This window comes from Aquamicrobium terrae (assembly GCF_040545735.1).
Classification (GTDB): domain Bacteria; phylum Pseudomonadota; class Alphaproteobacteria; order Rhizobiales; family Rhizobiaceae; genus Mesorhizobium; species Mesorhizobium terrae_A.
The window spans coordinates 13,787-34,026 of sequence record NZ_JBEPML010000030.1; the positions used below are offsets into that span (position 1 = coordinate 13,787).

Here is a 20,240-nt window from a genome sequence, read left to right on the forward strand (position 1 = left end):
AGCCAAGCATGTTGCACGCGTCGAACCCCCGCGCACCCTTCACCTTGTCCAGCATGCAGCCCAGGCTCACGCCGCCCGACGGCAAGCCCTTCATCATCCATGTCGTGGTCAATATCGAATACTGGCCCTATGACCAGTTGACGCCGCGCACCATCGTCATCCCGCCGCATGGCCGTTCCCACGTGCCCGACCTGCCGAATTTCTGCTGGTCGGAATATGGCAATCGCTGCGGCATGCCGCGCCTGCTCGAACTGTTCGGCGACCGCCGGCTGCCGGTCAGCGCCAGCATCAATGCCAGCGTCATCGACGTCTATCCGGAACTGGCGCGGCAGGTGCTCGACGCCGGCTGGGAATTCGTCGGTCACGGCATGCATCAGCGTGCCCTCAGCGCCGAGGCCAATGAGGGCGATCTGATCCGCGCCGCCCTCGACCGGCTCGAAGCGTTCACCGGCAAGCGCCCGCGCGGCTGGATGAGCCCCGGCTGGTCGGAAACCTTCGAGACGCTCGACCATCTGAGCGACAACGGCATCGAATATGTCTGCCAATGGGTGATCGACGACATTCCGACGCGGCTCGTCACCAGGAACGGGCCGGTGGTGTCGCTGCCCTACGGGCTCGATCTCAACGACAGCGTCGTCTACGCGATCGAGAAGCAGTCGTCCTCCGAGATGCGGCTGCGCATGTTGGAGACGATCCGCACCTTCGCGCGCGAGATCGACCGGCACGAGCAGCCGCGCGTGCTGACCATTCCCCTGCATCCGCACCTGTCGGGCGTGGCCCACCGCATCAATTTCCTGGCCGAGATCATCGATACGCTGGCGGCGCGCAGCGATACCGTCTTCATGAACGGCAGCCAGCTTCTGGACTGGTATCTCTCGGCGTCCGTGCGGGAATAGCGGTCATGATGCCTGGCGAAAGCTCGATCGAGGCAGGTCTGGCGCTTGCCCGGCAATTGTTCGACACCATCGGAAGACGCAGCTTCGACGGTGTCGGCTTCACGCGCGCCGCCTATGGCGAGGGTGAGCAGACGGCGCACGATCTCGTCGCTGCCGCGGCTCGCGACCTCGACCTGGACATCGCGGTGGATGCGGCCCTCAATCTGTCGATGACGCTGCGGGGCGACGATCCCGATCCGCCGCCCCTGGTCATCGGGTCGCATCTCGATGCCGTTCCGCAAGGCGGCAATTTCGACGGACTGGCGGGCGTGCTTGCCGGCCTTGCCTGTCTGGCGGCATACCGGGCTGCCGGCGTCCGTCCCCCGCGCGACATCGTGCTGATTGCCATCCGGGCCGAGGAAAGCGCCTGGTTCGGAGCCCAGCACATCGGCAGCCGCGCGATGCTCGGCACGCTCGATCCGCGCATTCTCGACGAGGCGCGGCGCATCGATAGCGGCCTCAGCCTGGCCGAACACATGCGGCAGGCCGGCGCCGATGTCGGTCGCTTGCGCAACGGCGCCGCGCTCGTCGACCCGGCCCGTCTGCGCGGTTATCTCGAACTGCATATCGAACAGGGACCGTTGCTGGTCAGCCGGGCGTTGCCGCTCGGCATCGTCACCGGCATTCGCGGCAACCTTCGCTGCCGCAAGGCGACATGCGTGGGCGAATACGCGCATTCCGGCACCGCGCCGCGCGCCCTGCGCCGCGATGCCGTGTTCGCGGTTTCCGAACTGGTCGGCCGCATCGATGAGTTGTGGCGGGTGATCGAGGACGAGGAAGGCGGTGACCTGGTGGCTACCTTCGGCCGCTTCTCGACCGACCCGAATGCCCATGCCGTGACCACCGTGCCGGGCGAGGTGGTGTTCTCGTTCGATGCCCGCAGCCACGCGCAAGCTGTGCTGCGGCGCGTCGAAGCCGCGCTGCGGCAGGCCATGGATGAAATTGCCTCTCGTCGTGGCGTCACCTTCACCTGCGACAGCTTCACCGGCGATGCGCCCGCTGCCATGAACCCGGATTTCCAGGGCCTGCTATCGCAGGGCTGCGAACGCCTGTCGATCCCGGCCATGCCGATCGCCAGCGGGGCCGGGCATGATGCCGGTGATTTCGCCGCCGCGGGCGTGCCCTCGGCCATGATCTTCGTGCGCAACGACAAGGGCAGCCACAATCCGCAGGAAGCGATGGAGTTCGACGATTTCGCGCTCGGCGTCCGCCTCATGGTGTGGTTCGTGGCCAATCTGAAAGGCTGAAAGAGCATGACGACACGACTTCCCCCTCTCGGCTATTGGATGGGCGGGCAGGGTTCGCGCTACGAACTGAACACGCCCGCGCTGGTGCTGGACCTCGATGCGCTGGAGCGCAATATCCACCGCATGGCCGAAGCGATGCGTGGCTTCGGGCGCAAGCTGCGGCCGCACGCCAAGTCACACAAATGCGTGCGCATCGCCAGGGCCCAGATCGAAGCCGGCGCCGTCGGCATCTGCTGTGCGACGCTCGACGAAGCCGAGGTCATGGCGGCAAACGGGATTTCCGGCATCCTTGTCACCTCGCCGGTGACCACGGCGATGAAGGTTTCCCGGTTCATCGAGCTTGTCGGCGGCGCCCCCGATACCATGATCGTGGTGGACAATGCCGACAATGCCGGTGCCCTGGCGGCCGCCGCGGAACGGGCCGGCGTCACCGCTTCCGTGCTGGTCGACGTCGAACTGGGTTTCGGCCGCACCGGAGTGCTGAGCGTCGACGCGGCCGAGGCTCTGGCCCGCGCCATTGCCGCTTGCCCGTCGCTGCGCTTTGCCGGCGTGCAGGCCTATGGCGGGCACCTCCAGCACTCGGCGGACCATGGCGCGCGCCTCGATCTGTGTCGTCGTGCTCATGGGTTCATCCGCGACATCGTCGCGCGGCTGACTTCAATCGGCATGCCGCCTGAAATTATCACCGGAGGCGGCACCGGCACCCACGCCATCGACGGCATCGAGGGGCCGTTCACGGAAATCCAGGCCGGGTCCTACGTCTTCATGGATGCCGAATATCAGGACATCACCTATGAAGATGGAAGCGACTGGCCGTTCGAGAACGCGCTGTTCGTGCAGACGGCCGTCACCAGCATCAATGTGGCCGGCACCGTCACCACCGATGCCGGAACCAAATCCTTCGCGCTGAACGGGCCCAAGCCGCGCATCGCCACGCCCGGCCTTTCGGGTGCCGCCTATGAATATAGCGGCGACGAACATGGCAGGGTGCGGCTCGGGGCGGGCATGGTGCAGCCAAAGCTGGGCGACCGCCTCGAATGCGTGATTCCGCACTGTGACCCGACGGTCGTTCTCTACGACGCATTCCATTGCGTGCGGCAGGACGCGCTGGCCGAAATCTGGCCGGTGGACGCGCGCGGCCGCCGTTGAGCACATTATCGGAGGAGCAGGGGCATGGCTTTCCTGGAGCGGCCGGACGGGCAAATCCACTATGAAGTCAGCGGTGAAGGGCCGCCGCTGGCGCTGGCGTCGGGCCTTGGAGGTGCCGGCAGCTACTGGAACAACATCGTGCCGGCGCTGTCCCGCCATTTCACGGTCGTTCAGCATGACCACATCGGGACCGGCAAGTCATCATCGCGCCGGCAGCGGCACAGCGTCGAGGCCCTGGCGGCGGATATCGATGCGCTGATGAACCATCTCGGCCATGGGCGCTATCGCTACATCGGCCACTCGACCGGCGCGGCGGCCGGACAGGTGCTTGCCGCCGAGCGCCCGCAGGCCCTCGAAGGCCTGGTGTTGTTTGCCGGCTGGGCCGGGCCGGACAACCACTTCCGGCAATGTTTCGCCACCCGCAAGACCTTGCTCGAACGCGCGGGCGTGGAGGCCTACAATGCCGCCACGCCGTTGTTCCTCTACCCGCCGCGCTGGATCAGCGAGAATGCCGATGCTCTGTCGGCCATGATCGGCTCGTCCAATGCCGCTGCCGGCGATCCGACGATCATTGCGCAGCGCATCGACATGATCGTGGCGTTCGACCGGCGGGCCTCGGCCGCGCGGATAAGCGCGCCCACGCTGGTCATCTGCGCCAAGGACGATTTCCTGACCCCGCCGCATCTGTCGAAGGAACTGGCGCAGCTCATTCCCGATGCGCGACTGGCCTTGCTGGACTACGGCGCCCATTCCTGCTCGCAGGTGGCGCCCGACGATTTTCTGGGGCATGTCCTGCCTTTCTTGCTGCAAGGCAGATGAGTTGCCGGACCTGATGATGGTTCGCGTGATCCGGTCCATCAGGGGAAGAGGTCGGGAACCCGGCGACGCCGAATGCTTTGGGCGTCGCCTGTACGCTTTGCCGGCGCCGTATGCACGTTCCATCATGTCGCGGCGGGCTTGTCGTCCTCGGCGCTGAGGTGCCGTTCAAATCGCGAGAGCAATGTGTGCATCGCGTTGCGGGCGGCCGCGAATTCCGGTGAGGAAGCCCGCGCCTCCATGTCCGCCTCATAGGCCTGCATCGACGCGAATGTGCACTCCCAGCGCACGTCGGGCCCGTCACCAGTCAGCTTCACCAATATCCGGCCCGGCGGCAGGCCAAGTGCCAGCCTGATCGACGTCGCGCGGCGGCGCTGTTCCAGCACCGCCGCGGCCTTGCCCTCACTGGCGAAATAGTTCGTCGTTTCGACAATCACGTCCCGTCTCCCTGCTGCGGCGCCTGTGCTTGACATTTAAAATTATGATCATAAAGTGTGATCACAATAGATGATCGCATCATAGAGTCACGTTTTGCCGGCGGCAAGGAGAAGGTGGGGACAGTGCCTGTAATCAAGTCCATCGAAACGCTGATCGTTCAGTTGCCCACGCGCCGTGAGCACAAATGGGCGGGGCTGACCGAAGTCATCGGCCGTTATGTCATGGTCAAGATGACCGACAGCGACGGCCGCGTCGGCTGGGGCGAGGCGCCGGCGCTCAAGGACTGGGGCGGCGAGTTCGGCCGCTATTTTGGCGAATCCGCGCTCATCACCCGCGCCGTCATCGATACCTATCTCGCGCCGGCAGTGGTCGGTGTCGAACTCGGCAACTTCGCCGAGCTGCATGCGCGCATGGACGCCATCATCAAGGGCTATCCCTATTCGAAGGCGGCGGTGGAATTCGCTGCCTACGATCTTGCTGGTCGTTGGCTCGGCGTGCCCGTCCACACGTTGCTCGGCGGCAAGGCGCGCGAGCGCGTGCCGGTCACCCATTCGATCGGCCTGATTTCGGTCGAGGAGGCACGGGGGGAGGTTGCGAAGCTCGTCCAGGAAGGGGTGAAGACCATCAAGGTCAAGATCGGCGTCGATCCGCAGCGCGACGTCACCATGGTCGATGCGGTGCGCGAGGTGGCCGGCGATGCCGTCGAGATCTGCGTCGACGCGAATGAGGGTTACAAGACGCCGGGCGAGGCGGTCCAGACCGTTCGCCGGATGGAAAAGAACCGGTTGAAATATGTCGAGCAGCCGGTGATGGGCATCGAGCGCATCGCCGAGGTCGGCCGCCGCATCGATGCGCCGGTGATGGCGGACGAGTCCGCCTGGAATGCGCATGACTCGATCCAGATCATCCGCAACGGCGGCATCCAGATCGTCTCGATCTACACCACCAAGGCCGGCGGGCTCTACAAGGCGATGGAGGTCGGGGCCGTCTGCCGGGCGGCCGGCATCATCTGCAACGTCAACGGCTCCATCGAAACCGGTATCGGCAATCTCGCCAATGTGCAGCTCGCGGCCGCTTCGCCGGCCGTGACGCTGTCCTGCGTCATCCCGGTGTCGACGCCGGCCGAAGCACAGCACGGCCAGGTCGGCGGCATCTACTACAAGGACGATCTTCTGGTCGAGCCGATGCAGTTTGTCGACGGGGCGATCGTCGTGCCCGCCGGACCGGGCATGGGCATCGATGTCGACCTTGCCAAGGTCGAGAAATACCGGGTGCGGGACTGACCGCCGGCAAGAAAATCCCGGCAAGAAAATCAACGAGGAGAGGAACAATCATGCGGGCAGAAATCGTCGCGAAGCAGGTCAAGGCAATGGCGCAGCATGGGCTCGACGCCATCATCTGCTCGTCGCCGGAGAACTTCGCCTACACGGCCGGCTTCGTGGTGCCGTCGCAGCCCCTGATCCGCCACCGTCACGCCATGACCATCGTCACGGCGGACGGCCGTACCGCGATCTTCGGCGTGGACATGGAGGCATCGACGATCAGGCGCCGCCTGCCCGACGTACCCTCCCGCATCTGGGCCGAGTTCTCCGACGATCCCATGCTGGTCCTGGCCGACCAGCTTTCCGGGCTCGGCCTCGCCAAGGCGCGCATCGGCCTCGAAATGGACTACCTGCCGGCCGGCGACCTCGCCCGCCTCATCGCTGCGATGCCGGGCGCCCGTTTCGAGCACGCCGAGCCGATCCTCGCCCGCCTGCGCCAGATCAAGACGGTGGAGGAGATCGCGCTTCTGAGGAAGCTTTCGCGCATTGCCGACCAGGCGATCACCGACACTTTGGCGGTTGTCGATGCCGGCGATTCCGAGATGGACATCGCCGGGCACCTGACCCGCAATGTCTATTCGCTGGGCGCCGAGCACTTCAAGCTGCTGATCGTCGCCACCGGCGAGCGCAGCATGCTGCCCAATGTCGGTCCGTCCGACCGCAAGCTGAAGAAGGGCGATGTCTGCCGCGTCGAGATCTTTTCCGTCATCAACGGCTATCAGGCCGGTGTGTGCCGGACGGCGGTCGTCGGCGAGGCACCGCCCATGGCCGAGAAGATCTGGGCCCATCTGGTCGAGTGCAAATACGAGATCATGGAGAAGGTGAAGCCGGGCGCGAGCTGCCGCGAGATCTATGACGCCTTCATCGCCAAGCTGGCCAGGCTCGATCTGCCGCCGATCTCCTTCGTCGGCCATGGCATCGGTCTGCATCTGCACGAGGACCCCTATCTCGGCCTGACGCCGGTGCTGGGCAAGCCCGGCAGCGATGCGCCGCTGGAGGAGAACATGGTGCTCGGCTTCGAGCCACTCTGCTACGATACCGGCCATGGATTCGGCATGCAGAACAAGGACATGCTGCTGGTGACCTCGAACGGCTCGGAGCTGTTGTCCGACTATGCCGACACCGACAGGTTGATCGTCTGCGGCACAGCCAAGCGGGGCGACAAGGTGAAGGCCGTCGCCTGAACGGCACGGCTTACGCAAAGCGCCGGGATGCCTTGTGATCCCGGCGCCTGACAGGGCATCGCCCACCGCCACGGACCGGTGAAGCGATCAGGAGGGTCCGTGGCCAGAGCATTGGGTGGAGTTGCATGCGCACGCTGATCGAGAATTTGAACTTTGCCTTCACTGTCGACAAGGACGACACGGTGCTGCGCAATGCCAGTGTGGTGGTGGAAGACGATCGCATTGCCGATATCGGGCCGGCGCGGGAAGTGAGCGACCGGCACAAGGGCAAGAGCTTCGACAAGGTGATCGACGGCACGATGCTCGGCATGTGTCCGGGCTTCGTCGACAGCCATGTGCATCTTTCCGAGACTTTGTCGCGTGCGGTCTTTCCTGACAATCTGACGACCCGGGCCTGGGTGTTCCACTGGGCGAAGCCCTTCTACGCGCACATCACCGAGGAAGACGAATATTGGGGCGCGCTGCTCGGCATTACCGAGATGCTTCGCTGCGGCACCACATGCTTTCTGGACATGGGTTCGCAATACGACCCGGGCATCGTCATCCGTGCCATGGAGAAGACCGGCATCCGCGGGGTTACCGGACGCCACGCCGCCGACAACCCGCCGGCGGAATTGCCGCGCGGCTGGACGCAGGAGATGGCCGAGCATCACTTCTTTCCCGATGCCGAGACGGCACTGAAGGTGCTGGAGGACTGCGTCCTGCGCTACAACAATTCGCTGGATGGCCGGGCGCGTTGCTGGGTCAACATCGAGGGCAAGGAGCCGTGCAGCCTGGAACTGCATGTGGGCGCGGTGGCCCTGGCCGAGAAGCTCGGTGTCGGCACCACCTATCACCTTGCGACCTCGATCGAGGAGGCCAAGGTTTGCGAAAGCAAATATGGCTGCTGGCCGGTGATCCGTGTCGACAGGGCGGGCGGCATCCGCAAGAATCTGGTCATCGCCCACGGTGCGGCGGTGTCGGATGAAGAGGTCCGGCTTCTGGCCGAGCGCGGCGCCAGCGTGGCCTTCTGCCCCTGCTCGTCCTTCAAGCTCGGCAAGGGCGCGACGGCCATCGGCAAATATCCGGAAATGGTGAAGGCCGGCGTCAAGGTCGGCCTGGGCACCGACGGCGTTTCGGCCGCCGGCAACATGAACCTGATGCGGCAGATGCTCATGGTGGCGGGCATGTTCAAGGATGCGCGCCTCAAGCCCGACGTGTTCACCGCCCGGCAGGCTCTGCGCGCCGCAACGATCGACGGCGCGCGCGCGCTGATGTGGGACGACGAGATCGGTTCGCTGGAAATCGGCAAGAAGGCCGACTTCATTCTCTTCGATCTGGATCATGTCGAATGGACGCCGTTCTACGATCCGCTGCAGGCACTGGTGTTCTCGGCCTCCACCGCTTCGGTCACCCAGACCTGGGTCAACGGCAGGGCACTCTACGCGGATGGCAAGATACAGGGCGTGGACGAAGTGGAAATCCGCCGCAAGGCGCGTGAACTGGCCGCCGCGGCCGTCGTTCGTGCCGGTCTGCATGAAGAGGACGTGGAGACGACCACAACGCTCTACGATGAAGGCAATTGATGGCCGGCGCGGTTTGACCCTTTCATGCCGGAGCCGCATCCGGAAAGCATGACGGGAGATCGGCGGGGTCGCGATGGCCTTCGCCCGGTCTGCCATGCCATGTTCCGTCTTCCGTCCCCGGCGATTGCGCAGGCGCGAAATCCTCTCGATGGGAAATTTTCCATCGGTGCAGGTCTGGGGCGCAGCCTCTTGAACCGTGCCTGGGGAGGGGTGAGCGCCATGCTTTCCCGGACCTAGAAACTGCGGGGTTCATGCGGCCCTATGGGATGGCAAAGTGCCGATTCTTCCGCTTGACAATTCCATTTGTGATCATAAAGTGTGATCAAATTGATTGATGCCAGTCAATTGGCGCGGAGGGTCCGGGGAGGAGAGCCCGGGTCTTTCGCATGAGGTCGTGCGGTGCATGCTGCCGCATTCCCGACCGTCGGAGGAGCGAATGAAAGTTGCAGTATTGGGCGCGGGAGCGGGCGGGGCGGCATCGGTTGCCGAGCTGGTTCAGGCCGGTCATGACGTGCATTTCTGGGCGAGGTCGGCTGAAACGCTCGCACCGCACGTCAAGCTCGGTGGCGTGGCCTACGACGGCAAGCTCGGCGAAGGGGTGGCCCGGCCGTCCCTGATCACGACCGACCTCAAGGCGGCGATCGATGGCGTGGACGTTGCCGTCGTGGTGCTGCCGACCTTCTCGCATGGAGCGATTGCCCGGGCCCTGGCGGATGCGGGCTGGCCGTCCGACCGGCTGGTCATCCTCAATCCGGGGCACACCGGCGGCGCGCTTGAATTCGCGGAAGCTTTCACAAAAGCCGGTGATGTGGCTCCACCGGTGGTCGAGTTCTCGACCCTTTCCTATGTAGCGCGCAAATACCGTCCCGATGGCGTTACCGTCAGCGGTCGCGCCAGGGAGCTCAAGGCGGCGGCGCTGGGCGGCGGAAAGGAGGCGCTGGACATCGCGGCGGCGCTCTATCCCGGCGTAAAGCCGGTTGCCGACGTGATCGCCTCCGATCTCTCCAACGTGAACATGATCCTTCATCCTCCCGGAGCAGTGTTGTCGGCTGCATGGGTCGAGGCGACGGGAGGGGATTTCACCTTCTACGTCGATGCCATGACGCCGGGCGTCGCCCGCGTCATGAGGCAGCTTGACGATGAACGCCGGGCCGTGGCGAGCGCCTTCGGCCACGCCCTTCCGAATCTGGTGGAGGAAATGAAGCTGCTCGGCACGGTCGAGGCCGATGTCACCGACACCGACGATTTCCGCGCCGCCATTGCCGGCGGCGAGGCCAACAGGAAGATCAGGGGCCCGGCTTCTCTGGAGGACCGCTACTACAAGGAGGATTTCGGGCACGGGCTCCTGCCGTTCCTCGAATTCGCCGCCATTGCCGGCATCGATACCCCGGTTGCGCGTTCGCTCTACGGTCTGGCGCAGATTGCAGTCGGCACCGACTACCGTAAGGGTGGCCGCACCGCCGAGGCGATGGGCATTGCAGGCATGTCCAGGGATCAGCTTCTCGACAAGGTGAGGACGCCATGAGTTGGCAGGATACGGTCATCGCACTCGTCGCGGGAGATGCCCGCGAACAGGAGATCGCACGCTGCGCCGTCCGTGCCGGCGCCGCCGTTCGGGCCTATGGCTTTCCCTGGCCCGAACAGGGCATTGAAGGCGTCTATCATGCCAAGGATGCCGCCGACGCATTGAAGGGTGCCGATATCGCTTTGTTCCCTATCCCCGGGATCACGGCGGAAGGCGCATTGTTCGCGCCCACCTGTCCGCACAAGATCATTCCCGCGCGGGAGATGCTGGAGGGGATGAACAGGCCCGCCCACATCATTCTCGGCTGGGCGGATGCCAACCTGAAGGCGCATTGCGAGGCGCTGGGCATCACGCTGCATGAATATGAATGGGATGTCGACCTGATGCTGCTGCGCGGGCCGGCGATCGTCGAAGGGGTGCTCAAGGTCATCATCGAGAACACCCAGATCACCATCCACAAGTCGAACGTGATGCTGGTCGGCCAGGGCACAATCGGGTCGTTGCTGACCAACACGCTGGTTTCGCTGGGCGCCCATGTCCACGTCGCGGCGCGCAACCCCGTGCAGCGGGCGGCTGCCTATGCCGCAGGGGCGGACTCCCTGACGCTGGAGCAGTTGCCGGACTATCTGCCGCGCATGGATATCGTCATCGGCAGCGTGCCCAAGCGGCTGCTGGAGCGGGACCAGCTTGCGCTCCTGCCCGCCCATGCGCTGCTGGTCGACGTCGCGGCGCCCCCCGGCACCATCGACCGCGATGCGGCCGACGAGCTTGGGCTGAAGACGGTGTGGGCACGCGGCATGGGAGCCCGCGCCCCGATCACCGTCGGCCGCAGCCAGTGGACCGGAATCAGCAGGCGTATCGAAGACATATTGGAGCAGAAGCAATGAAGGCGGATCTGGTCATCAAGAACGCGCGCGTGGTTCGCCACGACGGCGAGTTCCACGGCGGCGTGGCGGTCAAGGACGGCAGGGTCGTGCTGACCGGCGCCGACGAGGTGTTGCCGGACGCTACCCGCGTCATCGACGCCGAGGGCCGGGTGCTGATGCCGGGCCTGATCGATCCGCATTGCCATCTGGGCGTTAAATTCCCCTATCCCGAGGACATGCGCACCGAAACCGCGGCCGCCGCGTCGGGCGGCGTCACCACCGCCCTGCTCTACATCCGCAACCTCAAGGAATCCTACCTGCCCTTCTACGAGGAGCGGAAGGCGCTCGGCGAGGAGAATGCGGTCATCGATTTCGGGTTCCACTTCGGCATCCAGCGCGAGGAGCATATCGCCGAGATTCCCGAGATCATCGCCAGGACCGGGGTGAAGTCGTTCAAATGCTATTTCGGCTATGAGCCGGACAATCCCATCGGCATCGTGCCTGCGACCGATGGCTGGGTCTATGCCGCCATGCGCATCCTGTCGAAGGTTCCCGGTGGTGTCATCAACGTGCATTGCGAGAACACCCAGATCGCCTCGTGGATCAAGAAGGAGATCGCCGCGACCGGCCGTCAGGACCTCGGCGCCTATACGGAATCGCGGCCGGCCTTCTGCGAGGTCGAGACCATCCGGCGCATGATCTTCCTCGCCGAGAAAACCGGCTGTTCGCTGCATCTCGTGCATACGTCGGTGGGAATGGGGCCGGTGCTGGCGGCGGAGGCGCAGGCGCGGGGCGTGCATGTCACCGTCGAAACCTGTCCGCATTATCTGACCCGCACCTGCTACGACGAGGATCTGGACATGCGCGCCAAGATCTCGCCGCCGTTGCGCGACCGCAACGAGCTGGAGGGCCTGTGGGAAGGCATGCTGAATGGCTCGGTCTACAGCCTGGGCACCGACCATGTGCCCTTCCTGCCCAAGAAGCTCGAAGACCTGTGGACGGAATTCCCCGGCGTCGTCAGTTTCCCGTGGGAGCTATCGCTGATGCTGCATTTCGGCGTCCATCAGCGCGGCCTGCCTTTGTCGCGGCTGGTCGAGCTGAATTCGTTCAATCCGGCGCGCCGCTTTGGCCTGTGGCCGCGCAAGGGGCATATCGATGTCGGCTTCGACGCCGACCTCGTCCTCGTCGATCTCGACGAGGAGCGGACCGTGGAGCACACCGGCAAGGGCACCTGCATCTATGAAGGCTGGAAGCTGAAGGGCTGGCCGGTGATGACGGTGGCGCGTGGCGAGGTGGTCTATGAGAACGGCGAGGTGGCCGAACGTCACTATGGACGCGGCCGCTGCGTGACGGTGCCTGCATGATCTCGGCGCCCGACAGCCTCGACCTAGCAGGCAGGATGCCGCTGCTGCCCGCGCGCCGTTCGGTGCGCGAGGCCGTGGAGGAGATCGCTGCCGGCAGGGCCGGTATCCGTCAGGAACGGCTGTCGGGAATTCACAATCCGTGGGGACATTGCATCGGCATCACCGACCCCTGGGTGTTTCTGGACCTGTGCGAAAGCGAGCCCGTCCTCGAGGCGGCACGCGGGCTTCTGGGCCTGGACATCATCCTGTGGGACAGCGAACTGTTTCTGGAGGCCGCCCGCTATGCCGCCTTTCTACGGCAGGGCAGGGAGGGGCGCTATTGGCCGGTAATGCCGCTTGCCGGGGCCATCGTGCTGGTCGACCCCGCTCGTATGGCGGTAACGGCGGGGCGGCTCGAGGCGATCGGCCCCGCGACGCTGGACGGCTTCGATCCGCAGGAGCCCCTCTACGTGATCAGGCTGATGCCGGCGACCAGCCGTTTCGAGCGGGACCCCGCCTATCCGGCCAACCGGGCCTGCATGGAAGAACAGGTTCTGGTCAACTATTCCAACCGGCCGCTGTGGCTGCTCTCGGGCAGCGACCGGGCCGGCAATGATCTGGTGAGCGGCTTCGCGCCGGCCGTGCCCGTGTGGGCGTCCGGCCGGCAGGCCGCCGAAAGTGAGGAGAAACGATAATGCCGTTCGTCGTCGTAGAGATGTGGGAGGGACGCACTGTCGAGCAGAAGCGAAACCTCGTCAGGGCGATCACCAAGGCGATGGTTGAGGAAGCGGCCTGCAAGCCCGATCATCTGCATGTCGTGATCCATGAGACGCCCAAGGACAGTTGGGGCCGTGGTGGCGTGCTGGGCATCGACATGGTGGAGCACAAGTGATGAGCTTGGACGTTCTCGATTACCGCAAGTCCGCGCTGCTGGTCATCGACCTGCAAAACGCCTTCATCCACGAGAAGGGCACGCTCGGCATTTCAGGCGTCGACACCAAGCGTCTTTCCTCGATCGTGCCGCCGCTGGCCAGGCTGATCAGGCGCTGCCAGGAGGTGGGCATTCCCGTCATCTGGACGATGCAGGAACATTTCGCCATCGACCACAACCGTGCCAAGAAGAAGCTGCTTGGCCACACCGCCCGCCGCAAGCAGGTTTCGGCCCTTGCCGGGAGCTGGGACGAGCAGATCATCGACGAGTTGAAGCCGCTCGCCGATTTCGACCCGGCTTTCGTCATCCGCAAGCACCGCTTCGGTGCGTTCTACGAGACGCGGCTGGAAATGATGCTGAAGATGCTCGGCACCCAGCACCTGTTCGTCACCGGCGCGACCACCAATGCCTGTGTCGAGACCTCGATCCGCGAGGCCTATTTGCGGGACCTCGACGTCATCGCCGTCGACGATTGCGTTTCGGGCGTCAATGCCGACTGGGAGGCGACCGCCAAGCAAGTCTGGAAGCAGTATTTCTGCGAGATCGCGCAATCCTCCGAGGTGCTCGACTGGATCGGCGAGCAGGTGAAGCCGCGGGTGACCAATTACGGCCACCAGCTCATCATGGTGGAGGACATCGAAAAGTCGGTGGACTTCTACACCAACCTGCTCGGCTTTACGATCCGTCCTGCCAAGCCGCTGGCCGATGGCCGCCCGTTCACGGCCTTCCATCAGGGCATCGCCCTGATCCATGGCAAGGCGGCCGATCATCGCCAGCTCGACCATATCGCTTTCGAGGTCAACGATGTCCGCGCCATGGACGCCAGGCTCAAGAAGGCCGGGGTGCGCTACTACAACGAGTTGCATGACGGGCCTTACGGGCTGACGATCTACATCGCCGATCCTGACGGCACCAAGGTCGAGCTCTATGAGGTCGGCGCCAAGGCCTGAGCCGGGCGCCGGCCCTCCCGGATCAGCTGGTGGCCGCCGGGTTCGGCGGCCACCAGCCAGCGCGTCGATGGTGGCGTCCCGGGCACGAAGAAACCGACGGTTGTTGCGAACATCCCGTCCTCCTGTACAGTAATGCCAGCAAGGAAGAAGCCGGAACCGGAAGATCCGATGGCGTTTGTTCCTGTCACTTTAGCGGCCACTCACCTGTTATACAGGACGTGCCGGCTGCCATTTGCCCTCTCGGCCGCCGCTGCATTCCCTATCTGCCCGTTCGCCAGGAGCGCGACCGTCACCTTCTTCTCCGCTATGGACAAAGACAGGTTCCACCGGGCCACAAGCGGGGGAAGTCGGCGGTTGCCCTTTGTCGAAATATCAATTATTGATCACAATATGAGATCACAGATAAGCTGACGGCAAGGTGATCGGACAGGGCGCCGTGGTCGGAGGAACCGCAGTGGACCGAACTTGAGTGACGGGTAGCTGGAAGGCAGGATGCGGATCGACATGACCAAAGCCGAGACCAACGGGAACGGTGAAGCGAAGCCCGCAAGGGGTCACGTGCATGAGCATGTCCTTCGCTATATGCGGCGCGGCCTCATGGTTGGAGCTTTCCTGCCCGGCCAGGTGATGAGCCTGCGCAAGCTGGCGGCGGGACTGGGCACCAGCCCGATGCCGGTGCGCGAGGTGCTCAGCCGCCTCGTCGCCGCCAATGCTCTTGAAGAGACCAGGGGCGGTTCCGTGCGGGTGCCGAAGCTGAGCCCGGAGAAGCTCAGCGATCTTTTTGCGATCCGCGAGATGCTGGAAGGCTCCGCCGCCGAGCGCGCCGCCAGGAATGTCACGCCCGCGCTCATCAGCGAACTGACCGAGATCAACGCGCAATTGCTGACCGCCATCGACAAGCGCGACATATTGGGTTGCCTGTCATCCAACCAGAAGTTCCACTTCACGCTCTACGAAGCGGCGGCTTCCGACGTGCTGATGCCGTTGATCGAGTCGCTGTGGCTGCAATTCGGTCCGACCATGTATATGTCGCTGCTGATTCCCTCCATGCCGTGGAATGCGGCGGATCATGACGACATTCTAGCTGCGCTGAAAGACGGAAAGCCGGCGGCGGTCCGCAAGGGCATCGTTCATGACATACGCACGACCTGCAAGGCACTGCTCAGCGTTGCCGGGCCGCAGGGCCTGGAGCTGCCCTTCTCGCAAGGGCCGGAACTGCAATTCGACTATTGACGCATCACGGGAGAACGGGGAATGGGCGGAAAGATCGAGGCGAGGCTGATCGATCTGGGGATCGACCTTCCGGAGACGAGGTCGCCAGCGGCAAACTACGTGCCGGCGCGCCGCCTCGGCACCCAGCTCTATATTTCCGGCCAGGTGCCCCAGCAGGACGGCACGGACAAGTTCACCGGCAAGCTGGGCTCGACCTATTCCGTCGAGGAAGGGCAGGCGGCCGCGCGCCTGTGCGGGATCAACATCCTCGCCCAGCTGAAACAGGCGCTCGGCGGCGATCTGGATCGCGTCGTGGGCGTGGTGCGATTGGGCGGGTTCGTGAATGCCGAGCCGGATTTCACCGACCACCCCAAGGTCATCAACGGTGCTTCGGACCTGATGGTCGAGGTTTTCGGCGAGGCCGGCCGCCACGCCCGGGCCGCTATCGGCTGCTATTCGCTGCCGCGAAACGTGCCGGTCGAGGTCGACGCGATCTTCGAGGTGAGCTGAGATGCAGCCTGCCGCCCTCCCGATGGATGACAGGATCCCGGTCCATGTCCTGACGGGTTTTCTGGGCAGCGGCAAGACCACCTTCCTGCGCCATCTGCTGGGCGATCCCGGCTTCAGCGACACAGCGGTCGTCATCAACGAGTTCGGCGAGGTCGGGCTGGACCACCTTCTGGTCCGGGAGGTCTCGGAAGACGCCGTGCTGCTGTCGTCGGGGTGCCTGTGCTGCGCGGTGCGCGACGATCTGATTTCGACCCTGTCGGATCTGGCGGCGATGATGCGGCACGGGCAAGTACCCCCTTTCCGGCGCGTCGTCATCGAAACCACGGGACTGGCGGACCCGGCTCCGATCATGCAGGCGGTGATGAGCGATCTGCAATTGCGGCGCAGCTACCGTGCGGGGACCGTCGTCACGACCGTGGACGGGGTGAGCGGCACCAGCAGCATCGCCGGCTTTGCGGAAGCCGCCCAGCAGGTGGCGCTGGCCGATTGCATCGTGGTGACGAAGTCCGATCTGGTGGAACCATGGCGGCTCGATGCGTTGGGACTTGAGATCGGCAAGATCAATCCCGCCGTGCGGCGCCTGGTGTCCGGCAAGGCCGGCATGCCGGAGACCGGTGACATTTTCGAGCAGGCTGCGGGCCTTCAACCCCGGCATGCAGTGGTCTTCGGAGTACGCGCCGTGCGCCACAGCGCGGGCATCGAGACTTTCACCGTCGATGTCCCCGAAGAGGTCGAATGGCCGGTATTCATCGACTGGCTCGAACTGCTGCTTTCCGGGCGAGGACTGTCGATCCTGCGGGTTAAGGGCCTTCTGCCGGTTGCGGGCGACGCGCGCCCGGTCGTCATCCATGGGGTCCAGCATGTGGTCTATCCCCCGGAATACCTTCCCGCCTGGCCGGATGGCGTGCGGCGCGGTTGGCTGGTCTTCATCGCGCGCGATCTCACGGCGACGGCCATCGAGAATTCGCTGCGCGAAATTCTGGCGCTGCCAGACTGAAATCGACACGCTGCAGGGGGTGTCCAGCCGCCCTGCAAGGCGGGCGGGCGCTCACGATATCGTGAGCCCGCAAATCTGTGCACGGGCTGATCTCAAGTGATTCCGAAAGTCTGCCGTCGCCAATATAGGGGTTCCCATCGCCACAGGCGGCGGCCGACGCTTCACTCCGATTCTTGGCTTGACAATCATAAAATGTGATCACACTATGAGATCAAGAATGGAGATTGGGGCTTGAGGCCCGGATCGCTGTTCGGGGAGAAAGAAAAGCTTTTCGTGCAGAAAAGAGAGACGCTGGAGGGCGTCCGTGAGGAGGAGAGAATGTTGCGCGTTCATGCCTTTGTTCGCGGTGCGGCGATTGCCGCGACAGCCGCTTTCACCACGCTCATGACGGTCCATGGCGCCATGGCGGAAGACGTCAATGTCCGCTTCAGCTGGAAGCTGAAGGGCGAATATGGCTTCTTCTATCTGGCCCAGAAGGAGGGTCTCTACGAGAAGGCCGGCCTCAACGTGAGGTTCGGCGAAGGCGCCGGCGCCCAGGCGGCACTGGGGGCGTTGATCCAGGGTCAGGAGGACATCGCCGTCGTTCCGGGCATTTTTGCCGTGACCGCGATCCAGAAGGGAATGCCCGTCAAGATCGTGGCGCTCTACCAGCCGGCGGCACCTGTTGTGCTCATCTCGCACGCCGACAACCCGGTCAAGGTTCCCGCCGATATGGAAGGCAAGTCGATCGCCAGCGCGGTCGGTGAAACCTCCACCGCCTATCTCGGCGTGTTCTGCGCCGAGAACAAGATCGATTGCGGGAAGATCAACAAGATCCAGATGGATGCGCAGACGCGCATTCCGCAGTTCCTTCAAAAGAAGGTGGATGTCGTCGGTGTCTACCGGACCAGCGATCTTCCGGTGCTCAAGGAAAAGGCGACGGAGGAATTCGCGACGCTCGACCTGCCCGAATACGGCCTCAAGGTTCCGGGCCTGGCCCTCGTCGTCAGTGCCGAGGCGGTGGAGAAGAACGCCGCGAAACTGCGCGAATTCCTGGCCGCGACCCGGCAGGGAATAGAGCATTCGAAAAAGGATCCGCAAGCGGCGACGGCCGCGCTGAAGGCGGTCTGGCAAGCCGGGCCCTCCGACAGCGTCATCCAGGAGCAGATCGAGGCGACGTCCGTGTCAATCGAGCAGCCGGAAGGCAAGCCTGTCGGCTGGATCGAGGAGACTGCGATCACCGATGCGCTCAAGCTGATCGCCAGCGTGGAGGACATCGGCGAGGCGAAGCCGACCGAGACCTTCTACAGCAACGAACTTCTGTCGCAGTGAGGAGCATAAGGTGGCAAGCGCAGATACAATCGGCGCCGGTCGTGCGCAGGCGAAACAAGGCAAGGCTATGAGCAGGAAAAAGATGCGCGGACGCTGGCTCGAGCGCTATTCGGCGCTCATCCTGGCAGCGGCACTCATCGGCCTGTGGCAGGCGTTGGTGACCTGGACCGAACTGTCCGAGTTCGTGCTGCCGACGCCTCTGGCGATCGCGACTCGAATGGTCTCCGAGTGGTCGCTGCTTGCCACCCATGCCTATGTGACATTGCTGGAGGTGGTATCGGGCTTCGCCCTGGGAGTGCTGATCGGCATTCCCCTGGCGCTCGCCATCTTCTATTCGCGGGCCTTCGAGCGGGCGATCTATCCAATCCTCGTGGCCTTGCAGACGGTGCCCAAGGTGGCGCTGGCGCCGCTCCTGGTGCTGTATCTGGGCTATGGCTGGGGCCCGAAGATCACCCTGGCCTTCCTGATCTCGTTCTTTCCGATCGTGATCTCCACGGTCGTCGGCCTGCAGTCGCTGGACCGCAATCTGGTCAACCTCGTCCGCTCCATGGGCGCAAACGAATGGCAGACCTTCTTCAAGGTGCGCCTGCCGGCCGCCTTGCCCAATATCTTCGGCGGCTTCAAGGTCGCCGTGTCGCTGGCCGTCATCGGTGCGGTCATCGGTGAATATGTCGCCGCCGAACGGGGCCTCGGCTACCTTCAGCTTCAGGCGAATTCGCTGTTCGATACGACGCTGAATTTTGCCACCGTCGTTGCCATTTCGGGCCTCGGTGTCATCCTCTATTTTGTCATCGACATCATCGAAAGCAAGGTCGCCTACAAGCGCGACGCCGCCAAGTAGGCGCGGGTCGCATCGTTCAAAAGGTTCAGCGAGGTCGTTCCAATGAATGCCATCTCCCAGACCGGCGCGGCAGTGGGCATTTCCCGGTTGTCGAAAGTCTACAGGACGCGCGAGGACGACGACGTCGTAGCCCTGGAGAAGATCGATCTGAATTTCGAGCCCGGCAGTTTCGTGGCCGTGGTGGGGCCGAGCGGTTGCGGCAAGAGCACGCTTTTGTCTCTGCTCGCCGGCCTGATCGGCGCCACGACCGGCACCATCGCCATCGACGGCGAGACGGTCAGCAAGCCGCATCCGAAGATCGGCGTCGTCTTCCAGTCCGATCTCCTGCTCTACTGGCGTACGGTGCTCGACAACATCCTCCTGCCGATCGAGATCAAGAAGCTGGATGTCGCCCGGTATCGCGCGCGGGCCGAGGAACTCCTCGCCCAGGTGGGGCTGGAAGGCTTCGGCAACAAGTTTCCGTCGGAGCTTTCCGGTGGCATGCGCCAGCGCGTGGCGATCTGCCGGGCGCTGATCCAGGAACCGGGGCTCCTGCTGATGGACGAGCCCTTCGGGGCACTCGATGCCTTGACCCGCGAGCAGATGATCATGGATCTGCAGACGATGTGGCTGCGGCTGCGCAACACCGTGGTGTTTATCACCCATGGCATCGATGAGGCCGTGTTCCTGGCGGACCGGGTGCTGGTCATGTCGCCGCGTCCCGGGCGCGTCGACCTCGACCTGAAGATCGACATGCCGCGCCCGCGCCAATGGGGTGCGACCCATGAAAACAAGGCCTATCACGGCTATGTCCGGCAGATACGTGACATATTCGAAGCCAAGGGCATTCTGGTCGCCCATTGATCCTGCACTGCCGTTCCTGCCGCCGTCCTCCCGAAGGCTGGCCGCTTCGTGTGGCGAAGATGAAACGCGGACGGCACCCGTTCCAGCGACAATCCCGATTTGCGCGCTGTCGGACGAGGTCCGTCGGCGGCCACAGAGCTGAAAAGGCGCGTCATGTCGAAGATCGTATTCATACCGTGCGAGGCAGGAGGGCTTGAGCCTCGTGTTGGGGCTTCGGCTGACAGCGTGAAACGGCTTGTCGGGCTTGGCTTCGAT

20 protein-coding genes are annotated in these 20,240 nt (G+C 64.2%); 19 read left to right on the forward strand and 1 reads right to left on the reverse strand.

The window, feature by feature from the left end:
* The first annotated feature begins 8 nt into the window (after positions 1-8).
* From ABID37_RS25185 to ABID37_RS25200, 4 genes are read left to right on the forward strand one after another with little or no spacing between them, the layout of a single operon-like run.
* Positions 9-896 (forward strand): polysaccharide deacetylase family protein, encoded by an 888-nt coding sequence (locus tag ABID37_RS25185; RefSeq protein WP_354199726.1) that lies wholly within the window; start codon positions 9-11, stop codon positions 894-896.
* A gap of 5 nt (positions 897-901) precedes the next feature.
* Complete coding sequence (locus ABID37_RS25190; protein ID WP_354199727.1) at positions 902-2,182, forward strand: hydantoinase/carbamoylase family amidase; 1,281 nt, start codon at positions 902-904, stop codon at positions 2,180-2,182.
* Positions 2,183-2,188: 6 nt separating this feature from the next.
* A complete protein-coding gene (locus tag ABID37_RS25195; RefSeq protein WP_354199728.1) occupies positions 2,189-3,331 on the forward strand; it encodes a DSD1 family PLP-dependent enzyme in 1,143 nt (380 codons plus the stop codon).
* 24 nt (positions 3,332-3,355) lie between these two features.
* A complete protein-coding gene (locus tag ABID37_RS25200) occupies positions 3,356-4,150 on the forward strand; it encodes an alpha/beta fold hydrolase (RefSeq protein ID WP_354199729.1) in 795 nt (264 codons plus the stop codon).
* Positions 4,151-4,272: 122 nt separating this feature from the next.
* Here ABID37_RS25200 and ABID37_RS25205 read toward each other — a convergent pair whose 3' ends face one another.
* Positions 4,273-4,584 (reverse strand): hypothetical protein, encoded by a 312-nt coding sequence (locus ABID37_RS25205; protein WP_354199730.1) that lies wholly within the window; start codon positions 4,582-4,584, stop codon positions 4,273-4,275.
* Between the two features lie 123 nt (positions 4,585-4,707).
* Between ABID37_RS25205 and ABID37_RS25210 the strand changes: the two genes are divergently transcribed.
* From ABID37_RS25210 to ABID37_RS25280, 15 genes are all read left to right on the forward strand, one after another.
* Positions 4,708-5,868 carry a mandelate racemase/muconate lactonizing enzyme family protein gene (locus tag ABID37_RS25210; protein WP_354199731.1) on the forward strand — a complete coding sequence of 387 codons (1,161 nt, stop codon included), beginning with the start codon at positions 4,708-4,710 and terminating at the stop codon, positions 5,866-5,868.
* A gap of 50 nt (positions 5,869-5,918) precedes the next feature.
* Complete coding sequence (locus ABID37_RS25215; RefSeq protein ID WP_354199732.1) at positions 5,919-7,091, forward strand: M24 family metallopeptidase; 1,173 nt, start codon at positions 5,919-5,921, stop codon at positions 7,089-7,091.
* 125 nt (positions 7,092-7,216) lie between these two features.
* On the forward strand, positions 7,217-8,656 hold the full coding sequence (locus ABID37_RS25220) for an amidohydrolase family protein (RefSeq protein WP_354199733.1): 1,440 nt from the start codon (positions 7,217-7,219) through the stop codon (positions 8,654-8,656).
* A gap of 436 nt (positions 8,657-9,092) precedes the next feature.
* Positions 9,093-10,181: an NAD/NADP octopine/nopaline dehydrogenase family protein gene (locus tag ABID37_RS25225; protein ID WP_354199734.1), complete on the forward strand. Its 1,089-nt coding sequence runs from the start codon at positions 9,093-9,095 to the stop codon at positions 10,179-10,181.
* Positions 10,178-11,068 carry a dipicolinate synthase subunit DpsA gene (locus ABID37_RS25230; protein ID WP_354199735.1) on the forward strand — a complete coding sequence of 297 codons (891 nt, stop codon included), beginning with the start codon at positions 10,178-10,180 and terminating at the stop codon, positions 11,066-11,068. Before ABID37_RS25225 ends, ABID37_RS25230 begins: the two co-directional genes overlap by 4 nt.
* Positions 11,065-12,411, forward strand: a complete 1,347-nt coding sequence (locus ABID37_RS25235) for a dihydroorotase (RefSeq protein ID WP_354199736.1) — start codon at positions 11,065-11,067, stop codon at positions 12,409-12,411. The genes ABID37_RS25230 and ABID37_RS25235 overlap by 4 nt, the downstream gene beginning before the upstream one ends.
* Positions 12,408-13,085: a resolvase gene (locus tag ABID37_RS25240; protein WP_354199737.1), complete on the forward strand. Its 678-nt coding sequence runs from the start codon at positions 12,408-12,410 to the stop codon at positions 13,083-13,085. The genes ABID37_RS25235 and ABID37_RS25240 overlap by 4 nt, the downstream gene beginning before the upstream one ends.
* A complete protein-coding gene (gene thmT / locus ABID37_RS25245) occupies positions 13,085-13,282 on the forward strand; it encodes a 2-hydroxymuconate tautomerase (RefSeq protein WP_354199738.1) in 198 nt (65 codons plus the stop codon). Before ABID37_RS25240 ends, thmT begins: the two co-directional genes overlap by 1 nt.
* On the forward strand, positions 13,282-14,271 hold the full coding sequence (locus ABID37_RS25250) for an isochorismatase family protein (protein WP_354199739.1): 990 nt from the start codon (positions 13,282-13,284) through the stop codon (positions 14,269-14,271). Before thmT ends, ABID37_RS25250 begins: the two co-directional genes overlap by 1 nt.
* Positions 14,272-14,775: 504 nt before the next feature.
* Positions 14,776-15,504, forward strand: a complete 729-nt coding sequence (locus ABID37_RS25255; RefSeq protein WP_354199740.1) for a GntR family transcriptional regulator — start codon at positions 14,776-14,778, stop codon at positions 15,502-15,504.
* 21 nt (positions 15,505-15,525) lie between these two features.
* Positions 15,526-15,993, forward strand: coding sequence for a RidA family protein (locus tag ABID37_RS25260; protein ID WP_354199741.1), 468 nt, complete (start codon positions 15,526-15,528; stop codon positions 15,991-15,993).
* Position 15,994: 1 nt separating this feature from the next.
* Positions 15,995-16,990 (forward strand): CobW family GTP-binding protein, encoded by a 996-nt coding sequence (locus tag ABID37_RS25265; RefSeq protein WP_354199742.1) that lies wholly within the window; start codon positions 15,995-15,997, stop codon positions 16,988-16,990.
* A gap of 318 nt (positions 16,991-17,308) precedes the next feature.
* On the forward strand, positions 17,309-18,301 hold the full coding sequence (locus tag ABID37_RS25270) for an ABC transporter substrate-binding protein (RefSeq protein WP_354199743.1): 993 nt from the start codon (positions 17,309-17,311) through the stop codon (positions 18,299-18,301).
* A 67-nt stretch (positions 18,302-18,368) separates the two neighbouring features.
* Positions 18,369-19,142, forward strand: a complete 774-nt coding sequence (locus ABID37_RS25275) for an ABC transporter permease (RefSeq protein ID WP_354199744.1) — start codon at positions 18,369-18,371, stop codon at positions 19,140-19,142.
* Between the two features lie 42 nt (positions 19,143-19,184).
* Positions 19,185-19,985, forward strand: a complete 801-nt coding sequence (locus tag ABID37_RS25280) for an ABC transporter ATP-binding protein (RefSeq protein ID WP_354199745.1) — start codon at positions 19,185-19,187, stop codon at positions 19,983-19,985.
* Positions 19,986-20,240: the final 255 nt, after the last annotated feature.

Bases quoted from the DNA above. Each gene is read 5' to 3' on its own strand.
- ABID37_RS25240 (WP_354199737.1), top strand. From the start codon at position 12,408: ATGATCTCGGCGCCCGACAGCCTCGACCTAGCAGGCAGGATGCCGCTG.
- thmT (WP_354199738.1), top strand. From the start codon at position 13,085: ATGCCGTTCGTCGTCGTAGAGATGTGGGAGGGACGCACTGTCGAGCAG.
- ABID37_RS25235 (WP_354199736.1), top strand. From the start codon at position 11,065: ATGAAGGCGGATCTGGTCATCAAGAACGCGCGCGTGGTTCGCCACGAC.
- ABID37_RS25250 (WP_354199739.1), top strand. From the start codon at position 13,282: ATGAGCTTGGACGTTCTCGATTACCGCAAGTCCGCGCTGCTGGTCATC.
- ABID37_RS25190 (WP_354199727.1), top strand. From the start codon at position 902: ATGATGCCTGGCGAAAGCTCGATCGAGGCAGGTCTGGCGCTTGCCCGG.
- ABID37_RS25225 (WP_354199734.1), top strand. From the start codon at position 9,093: ATGAAAGTTGCAGTATTGGGCGCGGGAGCGGGCGGGGCGGCATCGGTT.
- ABID37_RS25230 (WP_354199735.1), top strand. From the start codon at position 10,178: ATGAGTTGGCAGGATACGGTCATCGCACTCGTCGCGGGAGATGCCCGC.
- ABID37_RS25265 (WP_354199742.1), top strand. From the start codon at position 15,995: ATGCAGCCTGCCGCCCTCCCGATGGATGACAGGATCCCGGTCCATGTC.
- ABID37_RS25260 (WP_354199741.1), top strand. From the start codon at position 15,526: ATGGGCGGAAAGATCGAGGCGAGGCTGATCGATCTGGGGATCGACCTT.
- ABID37_RS25280 (WP_354199745.1), top strand. From the start codon at position 19,185: ATGAATGCCATCTCCCAGACCGGCGCGGCAGTGGGCATTTCCCGGTTG.
- ABID37_RS25195 (WP_354199728.1), top strand. From the start codon at position 2,189: ATGACGACACGACTTCCCCCTCTCGGCTATTGGATGGGCGGGCAGGGT.
- ABID37_RS25255 (WP_354199740.1), top strand. From the start codon at position 14,776: ATGACCAAAGCCGAGACCAACGGGAACGGTGAAGCGAAGCCCGCAAGG.
- ABID37_RS25185 (WP_354199726.1), top strand. From the start codon at position 9: ATGTTGCACGCGTCGAACCCCCGCGCACCCTTCACCTTGTCCAGCATG.
- ABID37_RS25275 (WP_354199744.1), top strand. From the start codon at position 18,369: ATGAGCAGGAAAAAGATGCGCGGACGCTGGCTCGAGCGCTATTCGGCG.
- ABID37_RS25270 (WP_354199743.1), top strand. From the start codon at position 17,309: ATGTTGCGCGTTCATGCCTTTGTTCGCGGTGCGGCGATTGCCGCGACA.
- ABID37_RS25200 (WP_354199729.1), top strand. From the start codon at position 3,356: ATGGCTTTCCTGGAGCGGCCGGACGGGCAAATCCACTATGAAGTCAGC.
- ABID37_RS25220 (WP_354199733.1), top strand. From the start codon at position 7,217: ATGCGCACGCTGATCGAGAATTTGAACTTTGCCTTCACTGTCGACAAG.
- ABID37_RS25215 (WP_354199732.1), top strand. From the start codon at position 5,919: ATGCGGGCAGAAATCGTCGCGAAGCAGGTCAAGGCAATGGCGCAGCAT.